The organism is Mesorhizobium sp. AR02, assembly GCF_024746835.1.
Taxonomy (GTDB): domain Bacteria; phylum Pseudomonadota; class Alphaproteobacteria; order Rhizobiales; family Rhizobiaceae; genus Mesorhizobium.
The window spans coordinates 3,514,596-3,537,773 of sequence record NZ_CP080531.1; the positions used below are offsets into that span (position 1 = coordinate 3,514,596).

The 23,178-nt window shown below is 62.7% G+C and carries 23 protein-coding genes and 1 pseudogene; 19 read left to right on the forward strand and 5 right to left on the reverse strand.

Going from position 1 to position 23,178, the window contains the following annotated elements:
• Window positions 1-3: 3 nt before the first annotated feature.
• From DBIPINDM_RS21185 to DBIPINDM_RS21195, 3 genes and pseudogenes are all read right to left on the reverse strand, one after another.
• Window positions 4-1,537 (reverse strand): annotated as a pseudogene (locus DBIPINDM_RS21185) (ABC transporter substrate-binding protein).
• A 66-nt stretch (window positions 1,538-1,603) separates the two neighbouring features.
• Window positions 1,604-3,052, reverse strand: coding sequence for an amidase (locus tag DBIPINDM_RS21190; protein WP_258589035.1), 1,449 nt, complete (start codon window positions 3,050-3,052; stop codon window positions 1,604-1,606).
• Window positions 3,053-3,098: 46 nt separating this feature from the next.
• On the reverse strand, window positions 3,099-4,049 hold the full coding sequence (locus DBIPINDM_RS21195; protein WP_258589036.1) for a MurR/RpiR family transcriptional regulator: 951 nt from the start codon (window positions 4,047-4,049) through the stop codon (window positions 3,099-3,101).
• 337 nt (window positions 4,050-4,386) lie between these two features.
• Here DBIPINDM_RS21195 and DBIPINDM_RS21205 point away from each other — a divergent pair, with 337 nt between their 5' ends.
• The 15 genes from DBIPINDM_RS21205 to DBIPINDM_RS43325 all read left to right on the forward strand — a co-directional run bounded on the left by DBIPINDM_RS21205 (window position 4,387) and on the right by DBIPINDM_RS43325 (window position 18,847).
• Window positions 4,387-4,872: a metallophosphoesterase gene (locus DBIPINDM_RS21205; protein WP_258589037.1), complete on the forward strand. Its 486-nt coding sequence runs from the start codon at window positions 4,387-4,389 to the stop codon at window positions 4,870-4,872.
• Window positions 4,865-5,137, forward strand: a complete 273-nt coding sequence (locus DBIPINDM_RS21210) for a hypothetical protein (RefSeq protein ID WP_258589038.1) — start codon at window positions 4,865-4,867, stop codon at window positions 5,135-5,137. The genes DBIPINDM_RS21205 and DBIPINDM_RS21210 overlap by 8 nt, the downstream gene beginning before the upstream one ends.
• A gap of 313 nt (window positions 5,138-5,450) precedes the next feature.
• A complete protein-coding gene (locus tag DBIPINDM_RS21215) occupies window positions 5,451-6,779 on the forward strand; it encodes an NAD(P)H-dependent oxidoreductase (RefSeq protein ID WP_258589039.1) in 1,329 nt (442 codons plus the stop codon).
• 2 nt (window positions 6,780-6,781) lie between these two features.
• Window positions 6,782-7,810, forward strand: a complete 1,029-nt coding sequence (locus tag DBIPINDM_RS21220; protein ID WP_258589040.1) for a thiamine pyrophosphate-dependent dehydrogenase E1 component subunit alpha — start codon at window positions 6,782-6,784, stop codon at window positions 7,808-7,810.
• Window positions 7,810-8,808 (forward strand): alpha-ketoacid dehydrogenase subunit beta, encoded by a 999-nt coding sequence (locus DBIPINDM_RS21225; RefSeq protein WP_027054267.1) that lies wholly within the window; start codon window positions 7,810-7,812, stop codon window positions 8,806-8,808. The genes DBIPINDM_RS21220 and DBIPINDM_RS21225 overlap by 1 nt, the downstream gene beginning before the upstream one ends.
• A 3-nt stretch (window positions 8,809-8,811) precedes the next feature.
• Window positions 8,812-10,188 (forward strand): pyruvate dehydrogenase complex dihydrolipoamide acetyltransferase, encoded by a 1,377-nt coding sequence (locus tag DBIPINDM_RS21230; RefSeq protein ID WP_258589041.1) that lies wholly within the window; start codon window positions 8,812-8,814, stop codon window positions 10,186-10,188.
• 266 nt (window positions 10,189-10,454) lie between these two features.
• A complete protein-coding gene (locus DBIPINDM_RS21235) occupies window positions 10,455-11,441 on the forward strand; it encodes an ABC transporter substrate-binding protein (protein WP_258589042.1) in 987 nt (328 codons plus the stop codon).
• Window positions 11,442-11,525: 84 nt separating this feature from the next.
• Window positions 11,526-13,229 carry an ABC transporter permease gene (locus DBIPINDM_RS21240; RefSeq protein ID WP_258589043.1) on the forward strand — a complete coding sequence of 568 codons (1,704 nt, stop codon included), beginning with the start codon at window positions 11,526-11,528 and terminating at the stop codon, window positions 13,227-13,229.
• A complete protein-coding gene (locus DBIPINDM_RS21245) occupies window positions 13,217-14,296 on the forward strand; it encodes an ABC transporter ATP-binding protein (protein ID WP_258589044.1) in 1,080 nt (359 codons plus the stop codon). Before DBIPINDM_RS21240 ends, DBIPINDM_RS21245 begins: the two co-directional genes overlap by 13 nt.
• On the forward strand, window positions 14,296-14,604 hold the full coding sequence (locus tag DBIPINDM_RS43320) for an MBL fold metallo-hydrolase (RefSeq protein WP_318036951.1): 309 nt from the start codon (window positions 14,296-14,298) through the stop codon (window positions 14,602-14,604). The genes DBIPINDM_RS21245 and DBIPINDM_RS43320 overlap by 1 nt, the downstream gene beginning before the upstream one ends.
• Window positions 14,601-15,458, forward strand: a complete 858-nt coding sequence (locus DBIPINDM_RS21250; RefSeq protein WP_318036944.1) for an MBL fold metallo-hydrolase — start codon at window positions 14,601-14,603, stop codon at window positions 15,456-15,458. Before DBIPINDM_RS43320 ends, DBIPINDM_RS21250 begins: the two co-directional genes overlap by 4 nt.
• The gene (surE, locus tag DBIPINDM_RS21255) at window positions 15,458-16,201 is read left to right on the forward strand and encodes a 5'/3'-nucleotidase SurE (RefSeq protein ID WP_258589045.1); all 744 of its coding nucleotides are present in this window, start codon (window positions 15,458-15,460) and stop codon (window positions 16,199-16,201) included. Before DBIPINDM_RS21250 ends, surE begins: the two co-directional genes overlap by 1 nt.
• A gap of 105 nt (window positions 16,202-16,306) precedes the next feature.
• On the forward strand, window positions 16,307-17,476 hold the full coding sequence (locus DBIPINDM_RS21260; protein ID WP_258589046.1) for a DUF930 domain-containing protein: 1,170 nt from the start codon (window positions 16,307-16,309) through the stop codon (window positions 17,474-17,476).
• A 260-nt stretch (window positions 17,477-17,736) separates the two neighbouring features.
• On the forward strand, window positions 17,737-18,567 hold the full coding sequence (locus DBIPINDM_RS21265) for a hypothetical protein (protein WP_318036945.1): 831 nt from the start codon (window positions 17,737-17,739) through the stop codon (window positions 18,565-18,567).
• 25 nt (window positions 18,568-18,592) lie between these two features.
• Window positions 18,593-18,847: a DUF930 domain-containing protein gene (locus tag DBIPINDM_RS43325; protein ID WP_318036952.1), complete on the forward strand. Its 255-nt coding sequence runs from the start codon at window positions 18,593-18,595 to the stop codon at window positions 18,845-18,847.
• Here DBIPINDM_RS43325 and DBIPINDM_RS21270 read toward each other — a convergent pair.
• Window positions 18,844-19,518 carry an HAD family hydrolase gene (locus DBIPINDM_RS21270; RefSeq protein WP_258589047.1) on the reverse strand — a complete coding sequence of 225 codons (675 nt, stop codon included), beginning with the start codon at window positions 19,516-19,518 and terminating at the stop codon, window positions 18,844-18,846. The two genes, DBIPINDM_RS43325 and DBIPINDM_RS21270, sit on opposite strands and share 4 nt — an antisense overlap.
• A gap of 105 nt (window positions 19,519-19,623) precedes the next feature.
• Window positions 19,624-20,265 (reverse strand): hypothetical protein, encoded by a 642-nt coding sequence (locus DBIPINDM_RS21275; RefSeq protein WP_258589048.1) that lies wholly within the window; start codon window positions 20,263-20,265, stop codon window positions 19,624-19,626.
• Window positions 20,266-20,456: 191 nt separating this feature from the next.
• On the opposite strand from DBIPINDM_RS21275, the gene DBIPINDM_RS21280 reads away from it, so the two are divergent.
• From DBIPINDM_RS21280 to DBIPINDM_RS21295, 4 genes are read left to right on the forward strand one after another with little or no spacing between them, the layout of a single operon-like run.
• Window positions 20,457-20,894 carry a transcriptional regulator GutM gene (locus tag DBIPINDM_RS21280; RefSeq protein ID WP_258589049.1) on the forward strand — a complete coding sequence of 146 codons (438 nt, stop codon included), beginning with the start codon at window positions 20,457-20,459 and terminating at the stop codon, window positions 20,892-20,894.
• 51 nt (window positions 20,895-20,945) lie between these two features.
• On the forward strand, window positions 20,946-21,707 hold the full coding sequence (locus DBIPINDM_RS21285) for a PTS glucitol/sorbitol transporter subunit IIC (RefSeq protein WP_115140658.1): 762 nt from the start codon (window positions 20,946-20,948) through the stop codon (window positions 21,705-21,707).
• Between the two features lie 15 nt (window positions 21,708-21,722).
• Window positions 21,723-22,727 carry a PTS glucitol/sorbitol transporter subunit IIB gene (locus DBIPINDM_RS21290; RefSeq protein WP_258589050.1) on the forward strand — a complete coding sequence of 335 codons (1,005 nt, stop codon included), beginning with the start codon at window positions 21,723-21,725 and terminating at the stop codon, window positions 22,725-22,727.
• Window positions 22,728-22,753: 26 nt separating this feature from the next.
• Complete coding sequence (locus tag DBIPINDM_RS21295) at window positions 22,754-23,134, forward strand: PTS glucitol/sorbitol transporter subunit IIA (protein ID WP_258589051.1); 381 nt, start codon at window positions 22,754-22,756, stop codon at window positions 23,132-23,134.
• Window positions 23,135-23,178 lie beyond the last annotated feature (44 nt).

A 23,178-nucleotide genomic window follows, 5' to 3' on the forward strand; every position in this document is an offset into this window, starting at 1 on the left:
CGATCAATCCAGGCTGGTTCCGCCGATGGACGAGAACTGAAGGCCGACGTTCAGGGTCAGTCCCTTTACGCTCGGGGCGTAGGCGTTGAGCCACGTCGGGTGATAGAGCGCGACCTGCGCCACTTCATCGACCACGGTCTTCTGGATCTGGGCATAGAGTTCAGCCCGTTTGGCATTGTCCGCCTCGCCCGAGGCTTCATCGATCAGCTTGTTGACCGTCTCGTTGTTGTAGCGGGTGTAATAGGATTTGTTGTCGCCCGCGCCCCAGACGCACCAGCGCAATGCGTTGTCCGGGTCTCGCGTCTCGTTGTACCACCAGTTCATTTCCGCCTGATATTCGCCGTCGGCGAGGCGGGTCCAGGCCTGAGTCGAGTCGATCTTGGCGATGTTGACGGTGATGCCGACTTCCGCCAACTGCGCCTGGATCAGCACGGCCGCCTTTTCCTCGTCGGCACTTCCGGCATTCTGGATGAGTTCGAAACTGGCTCCGGACTTGCCAGATTCGGCCAGCAGGGCCTTGGCCTTTTCGACGTCCCGGGCAATGACCGGCAGCGATTTGTCGAAGAAATCGAGCGCCGGGCTCATGATGGAACTGGCCGGTGTGCCGAGACCCAGCGTCACCGCGGCGTTGATCGCGGCGCGGTCGATGCCATAGCTGACAGCCTGGCGGAATTTGAGGTCATTGAAGGGTTCGGCCGAATGGTTGATCAGCATGTCGTAGGTGGTGCTCGAAGGTTCGGGGTCGGCCCGGAAGCCGGCGGCCTTCAATTCGGCCATGCGCGGGGCTGGAACTCCGAGGCAGACATCAAGCTCGCCCGCCTGCAGCATCGAGACCCTTGTGTTGTCGTCAGGGACATAGCGGAATTCGACGCCGTCGATCTTCGGTTCGCCTTCGCGGTAATAGTGCTCGTTGCGGCCAAGGACGACGCGGTCGCCCGGCTTCAACTCGACGAATTTAAATGGCCCCGATGTGACCGGCGCCTTGGCGAAAGCGTCGTCTCCCATTTTCTCAACCGCTGCCTTCGGCACGATGCCGGTATTCCAGATTTCGGTCAGCGTCAGGAAGGGCGTGAATTTGCGATCGAGGGTCATCACCACTGTCTTGGCATCTTTTGCCTCGATCTTGGTCAGGGGGCTGGAACGGCGCTGCGTAAGCGGAGTCCTTCTGGAAGCGCATGCGGTTCCAGCTGAATGCCACATCCTCGGCCGTAATCGGCGACCCATCGGAAAATTTGGCCTCGCGCAGGTGGAAGGTATAGGTCTTGCCGTCATCCGCGATGTCCCAGCTCTCGGCAAGGCCCGGGCCGACTTCGGTGCGATCGGGATTGGCATGCAGCAGGCGTGCATACATCATGCCCTGGATGAGGATATCGGCTCCATAGGTGGTCTTGATCGGGTCCAGGGTGAGAACCTCGGCCCCATAGGCCATACGCAGGACCTTGCTGCCATCAGCATTGGCTCGAAGCAATGTCGCCGGCAATGTCGCGATGCTGAAGCCGGCAAGTGCTGCGCTCTTGAGGAATACTCTGCGGTCCATGACAATCTCCCATTGTGTTGATGATGTTCCCTGGGCAATCCATGCTTGTTGGTTCAAGCAGTCTTGTTAGTTCAAGCAGTCTTGGGTGACGTGGGTGGGTGGTTTGCGCTGGTGCCAGGAGTATTCGGCCTCGAGCACCGCCCCTAGCCGCAGCAGCAGGTCGTCGCGCCCGAATGCGGCGACAAACTGCACTCCGATCGGCAGGCCGTTTTGCGTCCAGCCGAGCGGCAGGGATATCGCCGGCGACCCGGTGCCGTTGAAGAGCGCACTGAAAGTCTCCTTCGGCGCCAGATCGGCAAACACCGTGTCGATGTCGCGGCCAGGACGATCCGGGTTGTGCGTGCCGATGAGTTCCGGCGAGATCGGACAAGTCGGCGTCACCAGCACATCATGGGCGGCCAGGAATTCACCGACTGTCCGGGTGATCTGGTCATAAACAGCGAGAGCCGCGATCAAGCTCGCCGCATCGAGCGTTTGGCCATGACGGTAGACGGCCAGTGTCGTCTGCTGCAGGCAGGCCTCTTCGAGCGGCCGCCGCAGCAAGCCCGCCAGCTCGTCGAGCGACTGCGCCGTGGAGGCTGCCCAGATCACTTTCTGTGCCGCCAGATAGCGCTCGTAGTCGAACACGGGGCTGGCTTCGACGACCTTGTGGCCCAGTTGCTCCAGCCTCTTGCCCACATCGAGGACCGCCGCCTTCACCTCGGCGTCGAGCGGATAGCCGGACCAGGACGTTGTGCACAGGGCGACACGCAAAGCCTTGGGCGGCGATGTGATCGCCTGGGCATAGCTGGTGGTCGGATGGACGATCTCATAGCTGTCGCCGGGAAGCGCACCAGACCCGAGATCAAGCAAAGCGGCCGTGTCCCGGATCGAGCGTGTCAGCATGAACGAAATGGCGAGGCCCAGCATTGGCGCATTCGATTCCGGCGCGCCGCTGATCCGGCCACGGGACGGCTTCAGGCCAACGACACCACAGAAGGCGGCGGGGGTGCGAATGGAGCCACCGCCATCGGCGCCTTGCGCGAAGGGAACGATACCGGCGGCAACGGCCGCGGCCGCGCCGCCGCTCGATCCCGAAACACCCCGGCTGGTATCCCAGGGGTTGCGCGTCGCACCGTAGAGCGAGGATTCGGTCGCCGCCGCGATGCCGAATTCCGACGTGGTCGTGCGCCCGATATTGGCAAGGCCGCCGGATCGCATTTTCACCCAGAAGGCGTGATCGTCGCCCGAGGTGAAGCCCTTGGCGAAAACGCTGCCGAACTCTCCCGGCCGGCCGGCTTCAATGGGGAAATCCTTGGTCAATGTCGGCATGCCGTAGAAAGGTGCCGGTCCAGGAACTTCGCCAAGTGCTTCGATCGCATCGGAATAGGTTTCGATCACGGCATTGAGCTGCGGATTGACCGCGGCGATCCCCGAAAGGATGCAGTTTCCCAACTCGCGCGGCGTGATTTCCCGCTTGCACAGGAGCTCGGCCAGGCCGAGCCCGTCATGGGTGGCGTATTCCGTCAACTTCATGCGCTTGCCCTGCCCATCCACGGATCCAGCAACGGGTGATGCATCGTCATTCTTTGCCTTCTTCCTCCTTGATGTGCCGCGCTACGCGCCGCGGCGGTTTGTGAAAGGTCCGCAGGATGCCGGCGATATCCTCCAGCTCATTCATCCGCGTCTCGGCCGATTTGCCGAGCTTCTCGGCAACGGAATGCGTGAGCAGGTTCAATACGGAACTTATCGCGGCCGTCGAATCCCAGTACAGGTCGACGCGTGTCGATACTTCGAGCGCGAGCTTTGTGTATTCAGATGCCCAATGACTGTATTTGTCGGTGACGATGATCAGCGGAATCTTGCGACGCTTGATCTGAGCGCAAAGCCGAAAGCTCATCGCCGCGTATTCGGCCGTATCGATCAGCAGGACGCAGGAATTCTCGCCGCTGTCGGTGAGGATTTCCGAGAACGTGCCGCCCAAGCCTTCGGCAAAACGGACACCGCCCCGCACCCAGCGCAGACGCGTCGCGAAATCGAGCCCCAATCCCTTCACTGCCTGGAAGCTCACGCAGTTCACGCGGTCGCAGGTGCTGAGCAGGTGGACGATTTCAGACCACATCTCGCCTTGGGCCAGGCCATAGGCCGCGGTCAGGGCCTGTTGCTCCATCTCCAGGCTGCGAGCCAACCGCTCCTGCTTCTCGCCGCCGATGCGAAACCGCAGCTCAGCACTATCCAGGCCCGGGCCCGCGGCTTTCGGCGCCAAGCGCAGGCCACGCTTCATTTCCTTGAGGTCGGTGTAGCCGAGACGCCGCACGAAACGGGTAACGCTTGCCTCGCTCACGCCAGCGCCGGCGGCAATGGTGGCGCCCGTTTCAAAGGGAATGTCATGGATGTTGGCGAGAAGGTATCGCGCGATTGCCTGCTCGGTCCGAGCGAAATCCAGCCAGCCTTCACGCAACCTGGCTTCCAGCGCACTGGCCACCTCAGTCTCGCCAGGCACAGCCTTCTTGCTAGCCGCCTTCGTCTTCATCGACCGCAACGTCCCATGACAAGATTGTTTCGGGGCAGACCGGAAATGCCACCCAAGGAAGCGCACTTCATTTCCAGCTACGGATGCGACGCTAGCACGCGAAAACACGTTGTGAAAGATAAATTTTACAATTTAATATTCCGGTACTTTTATTTCATGGCCGGCCAGGTTGCGGCACCGGCGCGGTTCCTGTGTTCGGATTCAGCCAAGCAGATCACCAGCCCGAACTTGTCGATGGACGGCGGCTGGACCGCACAGTAGAGGGGGTAGTGTCCAAGCGTTCCATTTGTCTGCCGGTGCCGCCAGGCGCCAGCGGGAAAACACTGCGGTCAGGTCCATGAAAATCATCCAACTCTCCGATCCGCATCTGATGGCGCCGGGTGGCCTTCTCTATGGCTCCGATCCGCTCGCCAGACTGGACGCCTGCCTTGCCGACATCGGCAAGAACCATGCCGATGCCGAACTGGTGGTGATCTCAGGCGACCTGACCAATGACGGCGAGCGCGCCGCCTATGTGGCGTTGCGGGAGAGGCTGGCGCAATTTTCTCCGCCCTGCCGGCTGATGCTCGGCAACCACGATGACCGGGCGCTTTTCCTTGAAATGTTTCCCGACGCCGCGGCCGAGCAAGGGTTCGTACAGAGTGTGTTCGATGGCAGCGAGGGTCGCCTGATCCTGCTCGACACGCTGGACAGCGGCCATGTCGAGGGCAGGCTGTGCGCCGCGCGGCTCGAATGGCTGGACGAAAAAGCTGAAGGAAGCGCGCGGCCCGGCCTTCCTCTTCATGCACCACCCGCCTTTCCGGATACACATGCCGGTGCTTGACGAGGTCAGGCTCGCCGACGCTGACAGCTTCCATGAGGTGCTGTCGCGCCATGGCAATGTCCGTCACATCTTTGCGGGGCATGTCCATCGGCTGATCGCCGGTAGCTGGCGCGGCATACCGGTCAGCACATTGCGCAGCACCAACCATCAGACCGCACTCGATTTTTCGCAGAGCTGGAGCCTGGGGCATGAGCCGCCCGCCTATGCCGTGATCTTCATCGATGCTGATGGGGTGATCGTGCATTTCCACGATTTTCCGGTGTAGGCGGTGTCGGATCGAGTTCTGTAGAGGTCTCCAGTCCGAGAATGGGTTCAGCGGTCGTGATGAAGCGACTGTCGAGACCGCCTGAAAGAGTCTCCCGTCCCCGTGCGCCGAGGATCATATCCCGGCGATCGTCTGCCCGCGCGCATCGTCCTGTGCGGTTACCGCGCCTGACTGTGCTTTTTTGGCTGACACGAGGCTCCGCGAAAGGGTGCCAAAAAGCACACGGATTTGGACATTAGTCTTGACAGAAATACAGATGTTCAATACCGGTCAAGCGAATGAACAAGCCTGCAATGTGGGAGGAATGAGCGGTATGGCTTCCAATGTTTCGTTGACGGGCCTTGCCCGCGATCTCGAGGAACGCGGCAAGTCGGGCAAGCCCATCCGCATCGGTTTGATCGGCTCCGGCGAGATGGGAACCGATATCGTCACACGCGTCGCCCATATGTCCGGCATCGAGATCGGCGCGATCTCGGAACTAAACCTGCCGGCTGCCAGCAGGGCGGTGGACATCGCCTTCCAGGAAACCGGGCATGCGCGCGAAGTGTCGAACGCTTCGGCAATGACGGCTGCCATGGAGGCCGGCAAGGTGGCGGTCACAAACGACGCCAGCCTGGTCATCAACAATGACCTGATCGACGTCGTCATCGATGCCACCGGTGTTCCCGCCGTCGGTGCCGAGATCGGCTTGCGCGCCATGGAGCATGGCAAGCATCTGGTGATGATGAATGTCGAGGCCGACGTCACCATCGGCGCTTATCTGAAGAGCGAGGCAGACCGGCTCGGCGTCACCTATTCGCTGGGCGCCGGTGACGAGCCGTCCTCGTGCATGGAACTGATTGAATTCGTCTCGGCCATGGGCCATCCGATCGTCGCCGCCGGCAAGGGCAAGAACAATCCGCTCAACATCGACGCCACGCCGCCCGCCTATGAGGAAGAGGCCAAGCGCCGGCACATGAATGTGCGCATGCTGGTCGAATTCGTCGATGGCTCGAAGACCATGGTCGAGATGGCGGCAATCGCCAATGCAACCGGGCTGGTGCCCGACAAGGCCGGCATGCATGGCCCCGCGGCAACGCTCGGCGAACTCTCGAAAGTCCTGGTGCCTGAAAAGGATGGCGGCGTGCTGTCCAGGGTCGGCGTCGTCGACTATTCGATCGGCAAGGGCGTCGCGCCCGGTGTCTTCGTCGTCGCCGACATGTCGCATCCGCGCATTTCGGAGCGCATGGAAGATCTGAAGATGGGCAAGGGTCCATACTTCACCTTCCACCGCCCCTATCACCTGACCTCGCTCGAAGTGCCGCTGACCTGCGCCCGCGTCGTGCTCTACGGCAAGGCCGACATGGTGCCGCTGGCAAAGCCCGTGGCCGAAGTCGCCGCCGTGGCCAAGAAGGACATGCAGCCGGGCGAAAAGCTCGATGCGATCGGTGAATATTGCTACCGCGCCTGGATCATGACGGCGCCGGAAGCGCATGCCGCCAAGGCCATTCCTTGCGGCCTGCTGCAGGGCGGCTCGGTGACCGCGCCGATCAAGAAGGGCGAGCTCATCACCTATGCCAATGCTGCCCCGGCTCCGGGCTCCAAGATCGCCGAACTGCGCGCCCGCCAGGACAAGCTCGTCTACGGAACCGTGGGAGCCTGATCATGGCCGGAGCCAGCAAAGCCGTCGCCGACAGTCGCGCCAACCTGCCTTTCGTCTATCGCCAGTACAGCGCCGAGCAGCTCAAGCAGGTGCTCTACAAGATGTACCTCATCCGCCGCTTCGAAGAGGGCGCGGAGGAAAGCTACATGCGCGGCCTCATCCACGGCACCATGCATTTGTCGATCGGACAGGAAGCCAGCGCCATGGGCATCTGCATGCCGCTTGGCGAGGATGACCAGATCACCTCGACGCATCGCGGCCATGGCCACTGCATCGCCAAGGGCGCCGAGGTCAAGCGCATGTTCGCCGAGTTCTTCGGCAAGACCACTGGCTACTGCAAGGGCCGTGGCGGTTCGATGCACATTGCCGATGTCGCCAAGGGCAATCTCGGTGCCAACGGCATCGTCGGCGGCGGCATTCCGATCGCCGTCGGCGCAGCGCTCTCCTCCAAGATGCTGAAGACCGGCAAGGTCGTCGTCTCCTTCTTCGGCGACGGCGCCAACAATGAGGGCGCCTTCCACGAGGCGCTCAACATGGCGGCGGTCTGGAAGCTGCCTGTCATTTTCGTCTGCGAGAACAATGGCTACGGCATGTCGACGTCCACGGCCCGCTCGACCGCGGTCAAGAACATCGCCGACCGCGCCGCCGCCTATTCGATGCCCGGTGTCATCGTCAACGGCAACATTTTTTCGGAAGTCGCCGAGGCGTCCTACAAGGCCGTCGAGCGCGCCCGCGCGGGTGAGGGGCCGACGCTGATCGAATCCAAGACCTATCGCCATCGCGGCCATTCCAAGAGCGACCGCAACCGCTATCGCACCAAGGAGGAGATCGAGGACTGGATGTCGAACCGCGACCCGATCACGCTGTTCGAAAACGAGCTGCGGGAATTCGGCTTCATCGACAACAAGGGCATCGAGGCCATCCGTGACGCGGTGGCGCAGGAGATCGCCGACGGCATCGAGTTCGCCAAGGCGAGCCCGTCGCCTGATGTCAGCGAGACTGGGAATTACGTGTATACGGAGCAGGCGTGATGGACGCGATGGTGCGTGAACTAAGCTACGCCCAGGCGATCCAGGAAGCCATGGCGATCGCCATGGACATGGACGAACGCGTCTTCCTGATGGGCGAGGATATCGGCGTCTATGGCGGCGCCTTTCAGGTGACCGGCGATCTGGTCGAGCGCTATGGCACTGAGCGCGTCATCGACACGCCGATTTCGGAGCTGGGCGGCGCGGGCGTTGCGGTGGGTGCGGCGCTTACCGGCATGCGGCCGATCTTCGAATTCCAGTTTTCCGATTTCGCGACGCTTGCCATGGAGCAGATCGTCAACCAGGCGGCCAAGATGCGTTTCATGCTGGGCGGCGAGGTTTCGGTGCCCGTGGTGATGCGCTTTCCTGCCGGCTCCGGCACCGGTGCGGCGGCCCAGCACAGCCAGAGCCTCGAGGCGTGGCTCGGCCATGTGCCTGGTCTGAAGGTCATCCAGCCGGCGACGCCCTATGATGCCAAGGGCATGCTTCTGGCGGCGGTCGCCGATCCCGATCCGGTGATGATCTTCGAGCACAAGCTGCTCTACAAGATGAAGGGCCCGGTGCCCGAGGGCTATTACACAGTGCCGATCGGCAAGGCCGACATCCGCCGCGAAGGCCGCGATCTCACCATCGTCGCCACCTCGATCATGGTGCAGAAGGCGCTCGACGCCGCGGCTACGCTGGAAGCCGAAGGCATCGACGTCGAAGTCGTCGACCTCAGGACCATCCGGCCGATGGACAAGCAGACCGTCATCGACAGCGTCAAGAAGACGTCGCGGCTGATGTGCGTCTACGAAGCGGTGAAGACGCTGGGCATCGGCGCCGAGGTCAGCGCCATGATCGCCGAGAGCGAGGCGTTCGACTATCTCGACGCGCCGATCGTGCGGCTGGGCGGCGCCGAGACGCCGATCCCCTACAATCCGGAGCTCGAAAAGGCCACGGTGCCGCAGGTTCCCGACATCATCGCCGCCGCGCGCGACCTGGTGAAAGGGGTTCGCTGATCCATGCCGACCGAAGTCATTCTTCCCAAGGTCGACATGGACATGGCGACCGGACAGATCTCGCGTTGGTTCGCCGAGGAAGGCGCCCGGGTCAAGAAAGGCGATGTGCTGTTCGAGATCGAGACCGACAAGGCCGCGATGGAGATCGATGCGCCGGCCAGCGGCGTGCTGCGTGACGTGACCGGCAAGGAGGGCGTCGATATTCCAGTCGGCGCGCCTGTGGCCTGGATCTATGCCGATGGCGAGGCTTATGGGGCTGATGTCGCTGCGGTAAAGCAGGACGAAGCGCCAATCTCCCCACCCGTGGGGGAGATGTCGGCGAAGCCGACAGAGGGGGGCGCTGCCCCACCAACGTCGCACTCTGTCACGCCCCCCTCTGCCCTGCCGGGCATCTCCCCCACAAGGGGGGAGATCGGCCAATCGCCATCTGTTGCGCGCGCTACACCTTTGGCTCGCCGCCTGGCCCGTGAGGCCGGCCTTGCCCTCGCCAGCATCACCGGCACCGGCCCGCATGGCCGTGTGGTAAAGGCGGATGTTGATGCGGCGATTGCCGGCGGCGGCGCCAAGGCGACGCCTGTCGCAAAGGCTGCACCTGCGGAGGCTCCCGCCGCCTCCCCGGCGGTGAAGCCGATGTCGGACGATCAGGTGCTGAAGCTGTTCGAGCAAGGCTCCTACGACCTCGTCCCGCACGACAATATGCGCAAGACCATCGCGCGGCGCCTGGTCGAAGCCAAGACCACCATCCCGCATTTCTACCTGACGCTCGACTGCGAACTCGATGCGCTGCTGGCGCTGCGCACGCAGATCAATGCGGCAGCTCCCGTCAAGAAGACTGACAAGGGTGAGGCTCCCGCCTACAAGCTCTCCGTCAACGACATGGTGATCAAGGCGATGGCGATGGCGCTGAAGGCGGTGCCGGATGCCAATGCCTCATGGACCGAAAGCGCCATGGTCAAGCACAAGCATGCCGATGTCGGCGTTGCCGTCTCGATCCCCGGCGGCCTGATCACGCCGATCATTCGGCATGCCGATGAAAAGACGCTGTCCACCATCTCCAACGAGATGAAGGATCTGGCCAGCCGCGCCCGCAGCCGCAAGCTGAAGCCGGAAGAGTACCAGGGCGGCACCACGGCGGTGTCGAACCTCGGCATGTTCGGCATCAAGGACTTTGCGGCGGTGATCAACCCGCCGCATGCGACGATCCTGGCGGTTGGTGCCGGCGAAGAGCGGGCGGTGGTCAAGAATGGCGAGATCAAGATCGCGACCGTGATGTCGGTGACCCTGTCGACCGACCATCGCGCGGTTGATGGAGCACTCGGTGCCGAACTGCTGGTCGCCTTCAAGCGGCTGATCGAGAACCCGATGGGCATGCTGGTTTAAGGGCAGTCGAAGCGCCCTTTGGGGCGCGCCGGGAAAGCATGGTTGCGGGCATCCCGTTGCGCCAAGAAATCAGTCGCCACAATGGTCATGAGGCTCGCGGAAGGCCAATTCCGCGGGCCCTCTTGTCGTGCAGTGAGAGCCAGGTTGTCGCTTGATCTGATCGCGCATGTGCGCTGTCATCCACCAGTCATATGCGCCGTGCAGGGAGGGAACGGGAACCGGCCACAACGCCGGACCACTCATGCACGGACAAGACAGGAGGTCTCATGAAGACGCTACTCATCAAGCTGCTGGCCAGCCAGCTGGCGCTCGCGGCAACTTTGTTTGCCGGCGTGGCAAACGCCGAAACACTGACGCTCTATACATCCCAACCTGAAGCCGACGCGGCGAAGATCGTGGACGCCTTCAAGAAGGCGCAGCCCGGCATCGACGTGACCATCTATCGTTCCGGAACCAGCGATATCCTGACCAAGATGGCGGCCGAGTTTGCCGCCGGCAGCCCGCAGCCCGACGTATTGTTGATCGCCGATGCGGTCTCGATGGAACTGTTGAAGAAGGACGATCGGCTGCTGCCTTATGCCGAGGCAAAGCTCGACGGCATCGAGGCGGATGCCTATGACGCCGACAAGACCTATTTCGGTAGCAAGCTGATCACCACCGGCATTGTCTACAACACTGCGGCGGCTGAAAAGCCGCAGCATTGGGCCGATCTCGCCAAGCCCGCCTATGCCGATGGCCTGGTCATGCCGAGCCCGCTCTATTCCGGTGCGGCGGCCTATCTGCTTTCCGGCTTCGCCGGCGATGCCAATTATGGCTGGGATTTCTTCCAGAAGCTGAAGACCAACAACACCGTCAGCGTGCGCGGCAATGGCGCGGTGCTGAAGTCAGTGGCATCAGGCGAGAAGCCCTATGGCATCCTCGTCGACTTCATGGCGATGAATGCCAAGAAGAAGGGCTCGCCGGTCGAGTTCGTGTTCCCGAGCGAAGGCGTGCCGGCGGTGACCGAACCGGTCGCCATCATGAAGACCGCTAGGAATGTCGACGGCGCCAAGAAGTTCGTCGACTTCATTCTGTCGGATGAAGGCCAGAAGCTGGCGCTGTCCATGGGCTATCTGCCGGCGCGCGCCTCGGTCGGCCGCCCCGAATGGCTGCCGGAAGGCGTCAAGGTCAAGGTGATGACGTTCGACACCAAGGCGATCGTGGCCAAGACCGACGCCGACAAGGCGAAATTCTCGGAACTGTTCGGCGGCTGAGCCGACAATCGCGGGCGGGATGCCGTCTAGATGGCATCCCGTTCTCGACAAAGTCCGATCGCATCGATCTCAGGAAAATCAATCATGGCGACACGGATCAGGGAAAGCCGGGGCCAGGAAATGGCCCTGACGGCGGCGGTGGCCGTCGTCATCGTGCTGCTTTCGCTGCTGCCCATGCTGCGCCTGATCAAGGAGATCGTGGCACCTGGCGGCACCTTGTCGACCGTGGCCATTGCGGCTGGATTGCGCAGCCCGGCGACCTGGATCGCGACCTGGCATACGCTGGTCGTCGGCATCGGCGGCACCTTGCTTGCGGTGCTGTCGGGAACGCTGGTGGCGGTGCTCGTCTCGCTGACCGACATACGTGGCCGCGGCGCCCTGGTGCTCTGCTACGTCATGCCGCTGATGATTGCGCCGCAGGTGACGGCGCTGGCCTGGCTGCAGCTGTTCGGCCCGGCCAGCCCGTTCCTCAAGCTCTTCGGCGCGGCGCCACCGCTCGGCACGAAAAACCCGCTTTATTCGACCTCGGGCATCATCCTGCTGCTCGGTGTACAATATGGCCCGCTGGTCTTCCTGCTGGTGCGGGCCGGCCTGCGCAAGCTGCCGCGCGAACTGGTCGAGGCCGCGCGGGCCGGCGGCGCCGGCTGGTTCACTGTGCTGGTCACCATCGTGCTGCCCTTGATGACGCCGTCGATCATGGCTGCGGCCGCCCTGGCCTTCGTGTCCTGCGTCGGTAATTTCGGCATTCCGGCCTTCCTCGGCATTCCCGCCAACTATCTGGTGCTGCCGACGCTCATCTATCAGCGGTTGGCGGGCGGCGGTCCCGCCGTGCTCGGCGAAACCGCGTTCCTGTCGGTGCTGATCGGCGTCATCGCCATGGCCGGCATTCTCGCGCAGGAAGTGATGAGCCGCCGCCGCGACTACCGCATCTCTTCGACATCGCTGCCGGCTGAACCCTATGAGCTCCGCCGCTGGCGGCCCGTCGTTCAAACCGGCATGTGGTTGCTGATCGTGCTGGTGCTGTTCCTGCCGCTGTTCGGGCTGGTGCTGACATCGCTGGTGCCGGGCTACGGCATTGCGCTCACCGCCAAGACGGCGACGCTCGACAATTACCGCTTCGTGCTGTTCGAGCATGACGCCGCCAACCGCGCCTTCTTCAACAGTTTCTGGCTGTCGATCGCGGCCGCCTTCTTCGCGGTCATCGTCGCTGTGCCGATCGGCTACCTCATCGCCTGGGGCAAGCAGCGCTGGGTGCGGCTGCTCAACCTGGCGGTCGAACTGCCCCATGCCTTGCCCGGCGTCGTGCTGGCGATTGCCTCGCTGCTGCTGTTCCTGCGGCCGATCCCGCTGACCGGCATCCAGCTCTACAACACGGTCTGGATCATCCTCTACGCCTACCTCGCCCGTTTCCTGGTGCTGGCGCTGCGGCCGACCATAAGCGGCTATCACCAGATCGACCGGGCGCTGGAGGAAGCGGCACAGGTGGCGGGCGCCGGCCTGTTCACGCGCATGCGCACCATCATCTTTCCGCTGGTCGCGCCGGCGGCGATCGCCGGCGGCCTTTTGATCTTCATGACGGCGCTCAGCGAACTCACCGTCTCGGCGCTGCTGTGGTCTTCGGGCTCGGAAACGATCGGTGTGGTGATGTTTTCCTTCGAGCAGGGCGGTGATTCCAACTATGCGGCGGCGATGTCTGTCATCACCGTCGCGGTCACCTTCGTGCTGATGCTGGTGACCAATCTGCTTGCCCCCTACCTTCCCAGCGGAGTGCTGCCATGGCGCGATTGAGCCTGGACCATGTGACCAAGAGCTTCGCTGATTTCGATGCGGTGAAGGATGTCTCGATCGACGTTGCCGACGGCGAGTTCCTGGCGGTGCTCGGTCCCTCGGGCTGCGGCAAGACGACGTTGCTGCGGCTCGTCGCCGGCTTCGAGAAAGTGACCTCGGGCGAGATCCGCATCGGCAGTGAGGTCGTGTCGGGCACGGGCGGCAGCGTCGCGCCGGAAAAGCGGCGCGTCGGCATCGTCTTCCAGAACTATGCGCTGTGGCCGCACATGACGGTGGCCGAGAATATCGGCTATTCGCTGAAAGTGGCGAAGCTGGACAAGGCTGTCGCGCGCCAGAAGGTCGAGGACGCGCTCGCCTTGGTCAATCTTCAGGGGTTGGGCGAGCGCAGGCCGGCCAATCTGTCCGGCGGCCAGCGCCAGCGCGTGGCCTTGGCGCGATGCCTTGTCGCCGCGCCGTCGCTAGTGCTGTTCGACGAGCCGCTCGCCAATCTCGACGTCCACCTCAGGGCCTCGATGGAGGATGAATTCTCCGCCTTCCACAAGCGCACCGGCACGACCATCGTCTACATCACCCATGATCAGGCCGAGGCGATGGCGTTGGCCGATCGCATCGCGGTGATGGACCACGGACGCCTGGCGCAGCTTGCGACGCCGCGCGAGCTCTATCATGAGCCGGCAAATGAAATGGTGGCGTCCTTCATCTCGCAAGGCATCTTGCTGCCGGCGGATGTGCTGACCTGCGAGGAGGCCAGCCATTGCAAGGTCAGGGTTCTTGGAACCGAACTGGTGGTCCGCTGCCGCCCCGGCGAAAGGCCGCGCGCCGGCGCGAAGATCTGCTGCCGGTCGGCGGATCTCGACGTATCACCGGATAATCCTGGCTTCGATGGTCTCGTCAAGCGGGTGATTTACCAGGGGGGTGCCGCGCGCATCGAATTCACACCTGCGGCCGGTCCCGATCTCACCTTGCATTTCGAGCAGCCGGACCCGGTCACGCTGGAGAGCGGGGCACAGGCCCGGCTGCGGATAAATTCCGGCTGGCTGATCCCGACTGCGGGAGCAGCCGCGTGATGATGCTGGACCTGCTTGGCGGCTTTGGTGAAAAGGGCCGCACCAGCCTCGCCGCCAACAGCGCTGGGGACCGCATCCTGCTCGATGTCGGCATCAAGGTTGGCGCCTCCGGGGTGGACTACTATCCGGCGCTCGACGGGTCGATCGACGACATCGATGCGCTGTTTGTCTCGCACGCGCATGAGGATCATATCGGCGCGTTGAGCTGGCTGCTGTCGCGCGGCTATGCCGGCCCGATCTTCATGACGGCCGAGACCCGCGACGAGGCGCCGGCTACGCTTGCCGCTATGCCGATCCGGGGGATTTGAAACGCTTTCCGTTTCCAGCCGATCTCATTGAAATCTTCGAACCCGGAGACACGCTGAAGATCGGCAATCTGGCGATCAGGACCGGGCGATCGGGGCATGTCGTGGGCGGCGTATGGTTCGCTGTCGATGACGGCAAAAGCCGCATGGTCTATTCCGCCGATGTGGTGCCGGACAGCCATGTGTTCGTCATGGATACGATCCCGTACTGCGATCTCCTGGTCTTCGATGCCTCTTACGGCGCCGATCCCGTGCCGGGGGCTGTGCGGGCGCGGGAAATTTCTGAATGGGTGGCGCAGCATCCGCAGGGGTGTCTCTTGCCGACGCCGCTGTCGGGCCGGTCGCTGGAATTGATCGCGGCCTTGCCGGGGCCATTCGCCATCCATGCCGGCATGCGTTCGTCGCTGGAAGCGCAGATCGGCGCCACGGCGGCCCTTTTGCCTGATATTTCCGAGCTTCTGCGTGGCCGTTTGGCAAGTGCTGCCGACTGGACCGATGCCGATCCCCTGCCGTCGCTGCCGTTGCTGGCCGATGACGGTATGGGCGAGGCTGGCCCGTCGTCGCGGCTGTTGCCACGTGCCGACGATGCCGGGTTTCCTGTGCTTCTCACCGGGCATCTGCCGGCGGGTTCTCCGGGCGATCTCCTGCACAAGGCAGGCCGGGCGGACTGGGTGCGCATGCCCACCCATCCGACGCTGTCGGGCAATGTCGAGATCTGGGAGATGGCAGGACGGCCTGAGGCACTGGGACATTCCTGCGCGACCGATCTTCTCGGCGACCTCAAAAGCCACATCCCGTCGCTGCACACACAATACCGCACCGGCCAGCGCATCACGGTGCCGCAAGGAAGCAAATAATGAGAATTCTGATCTGCAATGATGACGGCATCGACGCGCCGGGGATTGCCCGTCTCGTCAACGCGGTCGCCGGCCTGAGCGACGATGTCTGGGTGGTCGCGCCCGATGGCAAGCGCACCGCCGCCGGTTCATCGCTGACAATTGCGAGGCCGCTGACGATGCGGCGCGTCAAGCCGAACTGGTATTCCTGCTCGGGCACACCGGCCGATTGCGTGGTGAGCGCCATGACATGGCTGTTCGCTGATACCAACAAACCCGATCTGGTGCTGGCGGGCGTCAATGACGGCCGCAACGTCGCCGAGGACCTTGCCTATTCCGGCACGCTCGGCATTGCTCGGGAGGCAACCTTCTGGGGCGTCCCGGCGATCGGTTTTTCGCGAGTGAAAAATCCTGATCTCACCGACGGCGACGACCAATGGCTGGGCGCGCTGATCGCCTCGCTGTGGCAGTCTCGCCCCGACTGGGCGAAAGAAGGCCATTGGCTCAGCGTCAACCTGCCGACCACTCTGCCGGCTGAAATCCGCCAGCCGCGCATCGGCCGCGACAAGATCGGCCGCAAGGCCGAGATCGTCGAAAGCGACGGCGATCGCACTGTCATCACTGTTCCGCGCGGGCGCGCACATGCCAGTGAGCTGGGCGACGAGAACGCGGTGATCGATGCCGGCTTCGTCAGCATCAACCGGCTGAACTGGTTTGGCGAAACGCAGCTGGACGAACGGTTTCTGGGCGGAATTCTGGGCTGATCTTCTGCGTGTGATCATTCAGATCACCAAGCTGTCAGCGGCCAAATTGCGCCAATCCAGTGCTTATGCTTGAAGCTGCCGCTATTTCATTCCACATCGGGCGCAATGAACGGCAAGATACGAGAGTGGTTTCGCAATTGGCGATGGGCCTTGGCCGCATCGCTGATCCTGCATACCTTGATCGCAGCGTTCTTGTTCTTTGGCCTGCCGAGACCCGAGCAGCAGCCGGATGAGCAGGAACAGCCCGTCAATGTCGCGATCGTGCCGCCGCCCGAGAAACCTAAGCCGAAACCTGCTCCAAAGCCACCAGAGCCGACACCTGAAAAGAAGGCTGAAAAGCCGCCTGAACAAAAGCCGCCTCCTGAGCCGCCGAAACAGCCAGACGACCATGTTCTGAAGCGCGTCTTCCAGTACGGCGAGAAAGATACGGGGCCGGAGAAATCGCTCGACGGAAGCAGCGCTAAACCCAACACGCCATCGCCGGCCAAGGATGAGGCGGCGAAGCCGCCTATAACACCGACACCCGCGCCGACCCAGCCCGCCCCGGCTGCAACGCCACAGCAGAAGGCAGAGCCCAGCAAGCCTGACGACAAGCCGGCCACCGTTGCGCCGGACGAAAAACCCGCGCAAAGCGAGGAAAAGCAGGCGACCGATGACACCGACAAACAACAGCCGGACAAGCAGGAGCCGGCGTCGCAAACCGGCGAAAAACCAGCGGTCGTGGCGCCAAAGCCGTTGGCGGCTGAGACCGACAGCAAACCTGCGCCTCCGTCCTCGGCCGGAAAGGCAAAGCCTAAACCTGCAAAGACAATGACGTTCAAACCCGCGAGAGCCTTCAAAGCCCCAAGCGCGAACGCAGGAAGGTCAAATCCCACCAACAACGACGTTGCGGGGTCACCGATCTATTCCGGCCTTCCGGGCGTCAGAAAGCTCTACTCGCAGGGGGCAACCGGCGATGCGTTCGCCACAAGCTCCATGGAGAACGTGCCGCGCGGTCAGCGCGTGGCCAATCTTTGTGGCAACGTTCTGAGCCAAGAATTGCAAAGTGCCGACTATACGATCAAATGGGTGCCAACCATTCAGCTGGACAGAGGCAATGTCCTCAATCCTCCGCTGGCCGCCTTCAGCACGAGAAACACGTGGTACAATCTGAACTTCCGGTGCGAGGTCGACGCCGACGCGACGAGGGTCCTGTCGTTCAACTTCCGTGTTGGGTCATTGATCCCGCCCGGCGAATGGGCCAGCCGAGGATTCACGAAGTATCCGCTAAATTAGGCCGGCACGCCGAGCCGGGACAATTGCCGGCTAATACCATGCCAGTTGGAGCAGACGAAATCAGTACCAGCCGCCGTCAGCCGCGCGCCATGGCGTAGGTGTGGCTGCCGCCGATGTAGCCGTCATGCCGGAGGCAACCGCGCCCTTTGGTCGGGCTGCCCTGGTGGGGTGATCCAATTCAACAAGCTGTCAGCAGCCAAATTGCGTCAATCCAGTGCTTATGCTTGAAGCCGACGCTATTTCATTCCACATCGACTGGGATGAAGGACGAGGCACGAGAACGGCGTCGGAATCTGTTGTGGGGCATCCCCGCATCGCTGATCCTGCACGTGCTTGTCGCGGTGATCCTGATATATGGCCTGCCAATTCCTCCACAACAACCGCAAGAGGAACAGCCGGTCAATGTCGCGATCGTGCCTCCGCCCGATCAGCCGAAACCGAAACCTGCTCCCGTGCCGCCGCCAAAGCCACCGGAACCGAAAGTAGAAAAACCACCCGAGCCGAAAGTTGAAAAGCCGCCGCCGCCGGAAAATCAGGCGCAGAAGCTTCCGCCGGTCGAGGCCTTGAAGCCTGTCTTTCAGTTCGGCGACAAGGATACCGGCCCGAGGAAATCCCTGGATGGGGCGAGCGCTCAGGATAGCTCGCCGTCGCCGGCCAAGGATGACAAGCCGCCGGTTGAGCCTAAGCCTGCGGAGAACCAGCCCGCCACGCCGGCAGATCCGACCAAGGCCGACCAGAAGCCGGTAACCGCGACGGCGGACGCGAAGCCCACACAAAGTGATCAGAAGCAGACAACCCAGGACACGGATAAACAACAGGCAGCTAAACAAGAGGCAGAAAAGCAAGGGGTCGACGCTGCCAAGCAACAGGGCGCGGTACCAGAGCCTTTGGTTGCCGATGGCGGCGACGGCGAGATCGAGCTTCCCATGTCGGCCGTAACGCCGCAGCCCAAACCCGCAAAATGCGCCGAAGCCCAGCCCTTCAAAAGCCTCGAAGTCTGCATCTCGGAACGGTTCGGGCTTTCCGGGTGTTCGCAAGCTCTACTCGCAGGGCGCTACCGGCGATGCGCTGGCGACGACCTCGATGGGTGACCTACCTCGCGATCGACGTGTTGCGATGCTTTGCGCCAACGTTTTGCAGCAGCAGTTGCTGGACGCCTCATATTTTCCTGACTTGGTACCAAATGTTCGGCTGAAGGCGGGCAATATTCTTGTCGCCCCGGACACCGCTTTCCGCGAAGGGAGAACCAGATGGTATCATGTGGGCTTCCGGTGCGAGGTCGATAGCGATGCAACGCGGGTCTTGTCCTTCGACTTCCGTGTCGGACCTGTGATCCCGCAGAACGAATGGGCCAGCCTTGGACTCTACTAGGCCGGCACGCCGAGCCCGGCCAATTGCCGGCAAACTTCTTGCCAGTCGGCGCAGACGAAATCGGCACCGGCCGCCGTCAGCCGTGCAGCGTGCTCGGCATAGGTATGGCCGCCGCCGGTGTAGCCGATCGCCGTCATGCCGGCGGCGACCGCGCCCTGAATGCCAAAGGGCGAATCCTCGATGACGATGCAGTCGGCCGGGTCGGCGCCCATTTTGGCGGCGGCGAACAGGAAGATGTCGGGTGCCGGCTTGCCGTTCTTGACCATCGAGGAGCTGTAGATCGCCTCGCCGAAGAAATGCGCCAGCCCGGTGACGGCAAGGCTGTGGTTGATGCGCTCGACCGAGGATGACGAGGCAACGCAGCGGTCGCCTTCAAGCGTTTCCAGAAACGCGGCGATCCCCGGCGTCGGCTTCAATTCCTCAGTGAACAGCGCCTTGGTCTCGGCCCAGATGTCGCCGTCGGCGGCAGCGGGAAACTGATGGCCGGTCAATTCCCTGATCCTGACGATGATGTCGGACTGCTTCATGCCGACGCATTGGGCGATGATGCCGCCATGGATGCCGGGCATGCCGTGCTTTTCATAGACGCGCTCATAGGCCCTGGCGGCCAGCGGCTCGCTGTCGACGAGAACACCGTCACAATCGAAAATGATAGGCCTTGGTCGCGCCACGCGCTTGTCTCCTCAAGTCAAATTTCGCACATCGCTATCGGCAAAAAGTCAAATGTTCAATAGCGCGATGTCTTGAGCGCGTTTTGGGCATGAAATGGCGAGCAGTCAAAGTTGGCGCAGCGCATCGCTTGCGCGGACGGATCCGAGCGCCCTTTGCATGGCTTGCCGGGACTGTGCGCGGTCCGGCGTGATCCAGTTTGGTTCCGCACCGAGGAAGCGGTCGAGGAAAGCCACCGCATAGGCTGGCATCTCGGTGACGTTCTCGCGATAGGACCACCAGGTGCGCAGGTCGTCGGCGCATTTGTCGATGTTGGGCGCCGTGCCGAATTCCTGCTCGTAGATCGCCGAAATCACCGAGACGCAGTAGTTGGTGTAAAGGAAGCCCTCCGGCCAGAAGCGGATGATTTCCAGCGTGCCGGCATTCTGATCTGTTTCGATAAGCTGGGCGAGGCCGGAGATTTCCCTGGCTGGTGCTTGCTTGATCAGCTCGCGCAGCACGAGGCCGGCGGCAAAGACAATGAAGTCGGCGCGGTCTATCGCGGCGAAGCGCTTTTGTGCCTCCATGATCTCGACCCAGTCGAGAAAAGCCCTTGTCAGCTTTGCCTCGTCGATCTCGAAACGAACGCCGAACGTGTCCGAGACCACCTTGGCGCTGCCGCGGAAAGTGGCGCGGAACCAGCGCAGCTGCCGCAACCGGTGGCGCAGGTCGGGCATAAGGGCCAGTTCATCCCTGAAGGGCAGTTCCATTGCATGCATCCCGTTTGGTGACAGGCTAGCACAGCCGTGCCGCCGCCGAAATCGGCGACGGCCCTGTGGATGACCGTGGTCAAGGCCAATATCATACATATTGACATTCTCGGAAACAAATGTTCTCACTTTGCTGTTGTCGCGCGCCGGTCCAAGGTGCGGTTCAACGGAGGCTTCGGGAGGAGAACCGAATGGCGATTTGGCAGTGGGGACTGCTTCTGCTGGTTATTGTGTGGGCGCTGCAGTCGCTCGGCGTCTGGCTGCAGATGCGGCACTATTCGGATGTCTTCCGGGGCGTCACCGACCAGTACAAGGACGGCTTCGTCGGAGCCGGCAATTTTCGCGGCCGGCTGGCCAAGGGCACCATCGCGCTCGTCGTGGTGACACCTGACCTGATCGTGCGCCGCGTGATGGTGATGAGCGGCCGGTCCGTTTTCACCAAGTTCAAAAGACATGAAGAATTCGAGGGTGTCTCCCTCGATCGACTCCGGTCCAACCCTGCGATCATGGGGGAGGGGGAACCCGGTGTGGCCGAGGCCGTGAAGCGGGCGATCGAACAGATCGACAAAGCACGGTCGGAGCCGGGGAAGAAGCCGGGTCTATCCGGTTTGAACGTAGCAAGGGCCTAGAGGACGCCGCGCACCGACTGGGATAACCGGCGGGCGGCATAAGGAGGAGAAATGTCTGTATTTTCGTTGTTGGCGCAGCATGCCGACATGGCCGTGCATAATCTGCATGTCGCAGGTGCCATGGTCTCGGATGCTGCTTTGCATGGCAAGCTCGCCGTCGAGCATGCTTCCGACCATCTCGTTGTTCTCGCGCAAGCAGACAGCGGGCCGATCACCGTCGACCAGTTCAAGGAAAAGCTGAAGGACGTCCAGCAGGAAGAGCAGCTCGGCTGGCTGACCGCCATCGGCAAGTACTTCATCGGCATCTTCCAGAAAGGCGGCGAAGTGTTCGCCGGCTTCGTCACCGGTATCATCCCGACGCTGGTGGTGCTGATGACCGCCTTCTATGCCGTCACCGAACTGGTCGGCGAAGAGCGCGTGCATGGCCTGGCGCGCGGCGCCGGCAGGATTGCCTTGACCCGCTATACGCTGCTGCCGCTGCTGGCGGTGTTCTTCCTCACCAATCCGATGGCTTATACGTTCGGATCGTTCCTGGAAGAAAAGCACAAGCCCGCCTTCTATGACGCGGCTGTGTCCTATGTGCATCCACCGCTTGGCCTGTTCCCGCACATCAATCCCGGCGAATATTTCGTCTGGGGCGGCATCCTCGTGGCTCTGCTCGAGCTCGAGAAGAAGGGCGTTGTCGTCGCCGGGTACCACGTCAAGGTGGCGATCTGGTACGCCATTGTCGGCCTCGTCGTCATCCTGCTCAAGGGCATGCTGACCGAGCGCATCACCATGATCATGGCACGCCGCCAGGGCGTCGAGCTGTAAGGGCGGGAGGACATCATGGCCAAGACATTCAAAGCCGTAAAGATCTCCCGGGGCAACACAGGTTGGGGCGGCCCGCTCGTCATCGAGCCGACCGCGCAGCGCGACAAGGTCGTCTCCGTCACCGGCGGCGGCATCCATCCCGTGGCCCAGCTCATCGCGGACATGACCGGCGCCACGGCCGTCGACGGCTTCAAGGCGCCGCCGGTCGAAGGCGAGATGGCGGTGGTCGTCGTCGATTGCGGCGGCACCGCACGCTGCGGCGTCTATCCGCGCAAGCGCATCCCGACCGTCAATCTGACGCCGGTCGGCCAGGCTGGGCCGCTCGCCCAGTTCATCACCGAGGACATCTACGTTTCGGGCGTGAAGCCGGCCAACGTCGCAATGGCGGACGGATCCGAGACGGTCACCACAGCGGGGGGAGCAGCATCGATGAGTTCAAGCAATAACAACGCAGCCGCTGCACCGCAGCCGCTGCCGAGCGAAGGCGGGCTGATCGGCCTGATCAGCTCGATCGGCCGCGTCATGGGCCGGGTGGTAGGCATCTTCTTCAATTCCGGCCGACGCACGATCGACCAGGTGGTACGCAACGTGCTGCCGTTCATGGCCTTCGTGACCATGCTCATCGGCCTGATCCTGTACACCGGCATCGGTGACGTGCTCGCCCAGCCGATGGGACCGCTGGCCAACAACATCGTCGGCCTGTTGATCATCTCGGCCATTTGCGGCCTGCCGTTCCTGTCGCCCATCCTGGGGCCAGGCGCCGTCATCGCGCAGGTCATCGGCGTCGCCATCATCGGCCCGCAGATCGCCAACGGCACGATTTCGCCGGCAATGGCCCTGCCGGCGTTGTTTGCCTACAATACCCAGGTGGGCTGCGACTTCGTGCCCGTCGGCCTGGCGCTCGGTGAGGCCAAGCCGAAGACCATCGAAATCGGTGTGCCGGCGGTGCTCATCAGCCGCCAGATCATGGGGCCTGTATCCGTGCTGATCGCATGGGTCGTCAGCCTGATCGTGTTTTAAGGAAAGTGTGAAATGAGGTTCGCCATATGACGGTTCTGTTGAGAACACGGGTCACTTCCATCGGGCCCGAAGTGGCGGATCTTGCCGAAGGGGGCGTGGTCATCCTGTTCGCGGATGGCTCGCCGCCGGAGCTTGCCGAGGTTTCGGTGCTCCACAAGACGGAGCTTGGACCCAGCGACGGCGCGCCTCAAAAGGGCGCGTCGATCACCCTTGGTCCGGTTTCCGCTGTCATAACCGCCGTCGGCTCCAGCGCATGGAGCAAGGTGCTCGAGATGGGCCACGTCGTCATCTCGTTCAACGGTGCCACCGAGGCCGAGAGGCCGGGCGAGATTTGCGCATCGCAGGTCGATACGAAAGCGCTCGTGGCCGCCCTGAAGGCAGACGCGATCATCACCATCGCCGCCTGACAACATTCGCGCCGCAGCCGATCTGGCCATGGTGCTAGGAAAAG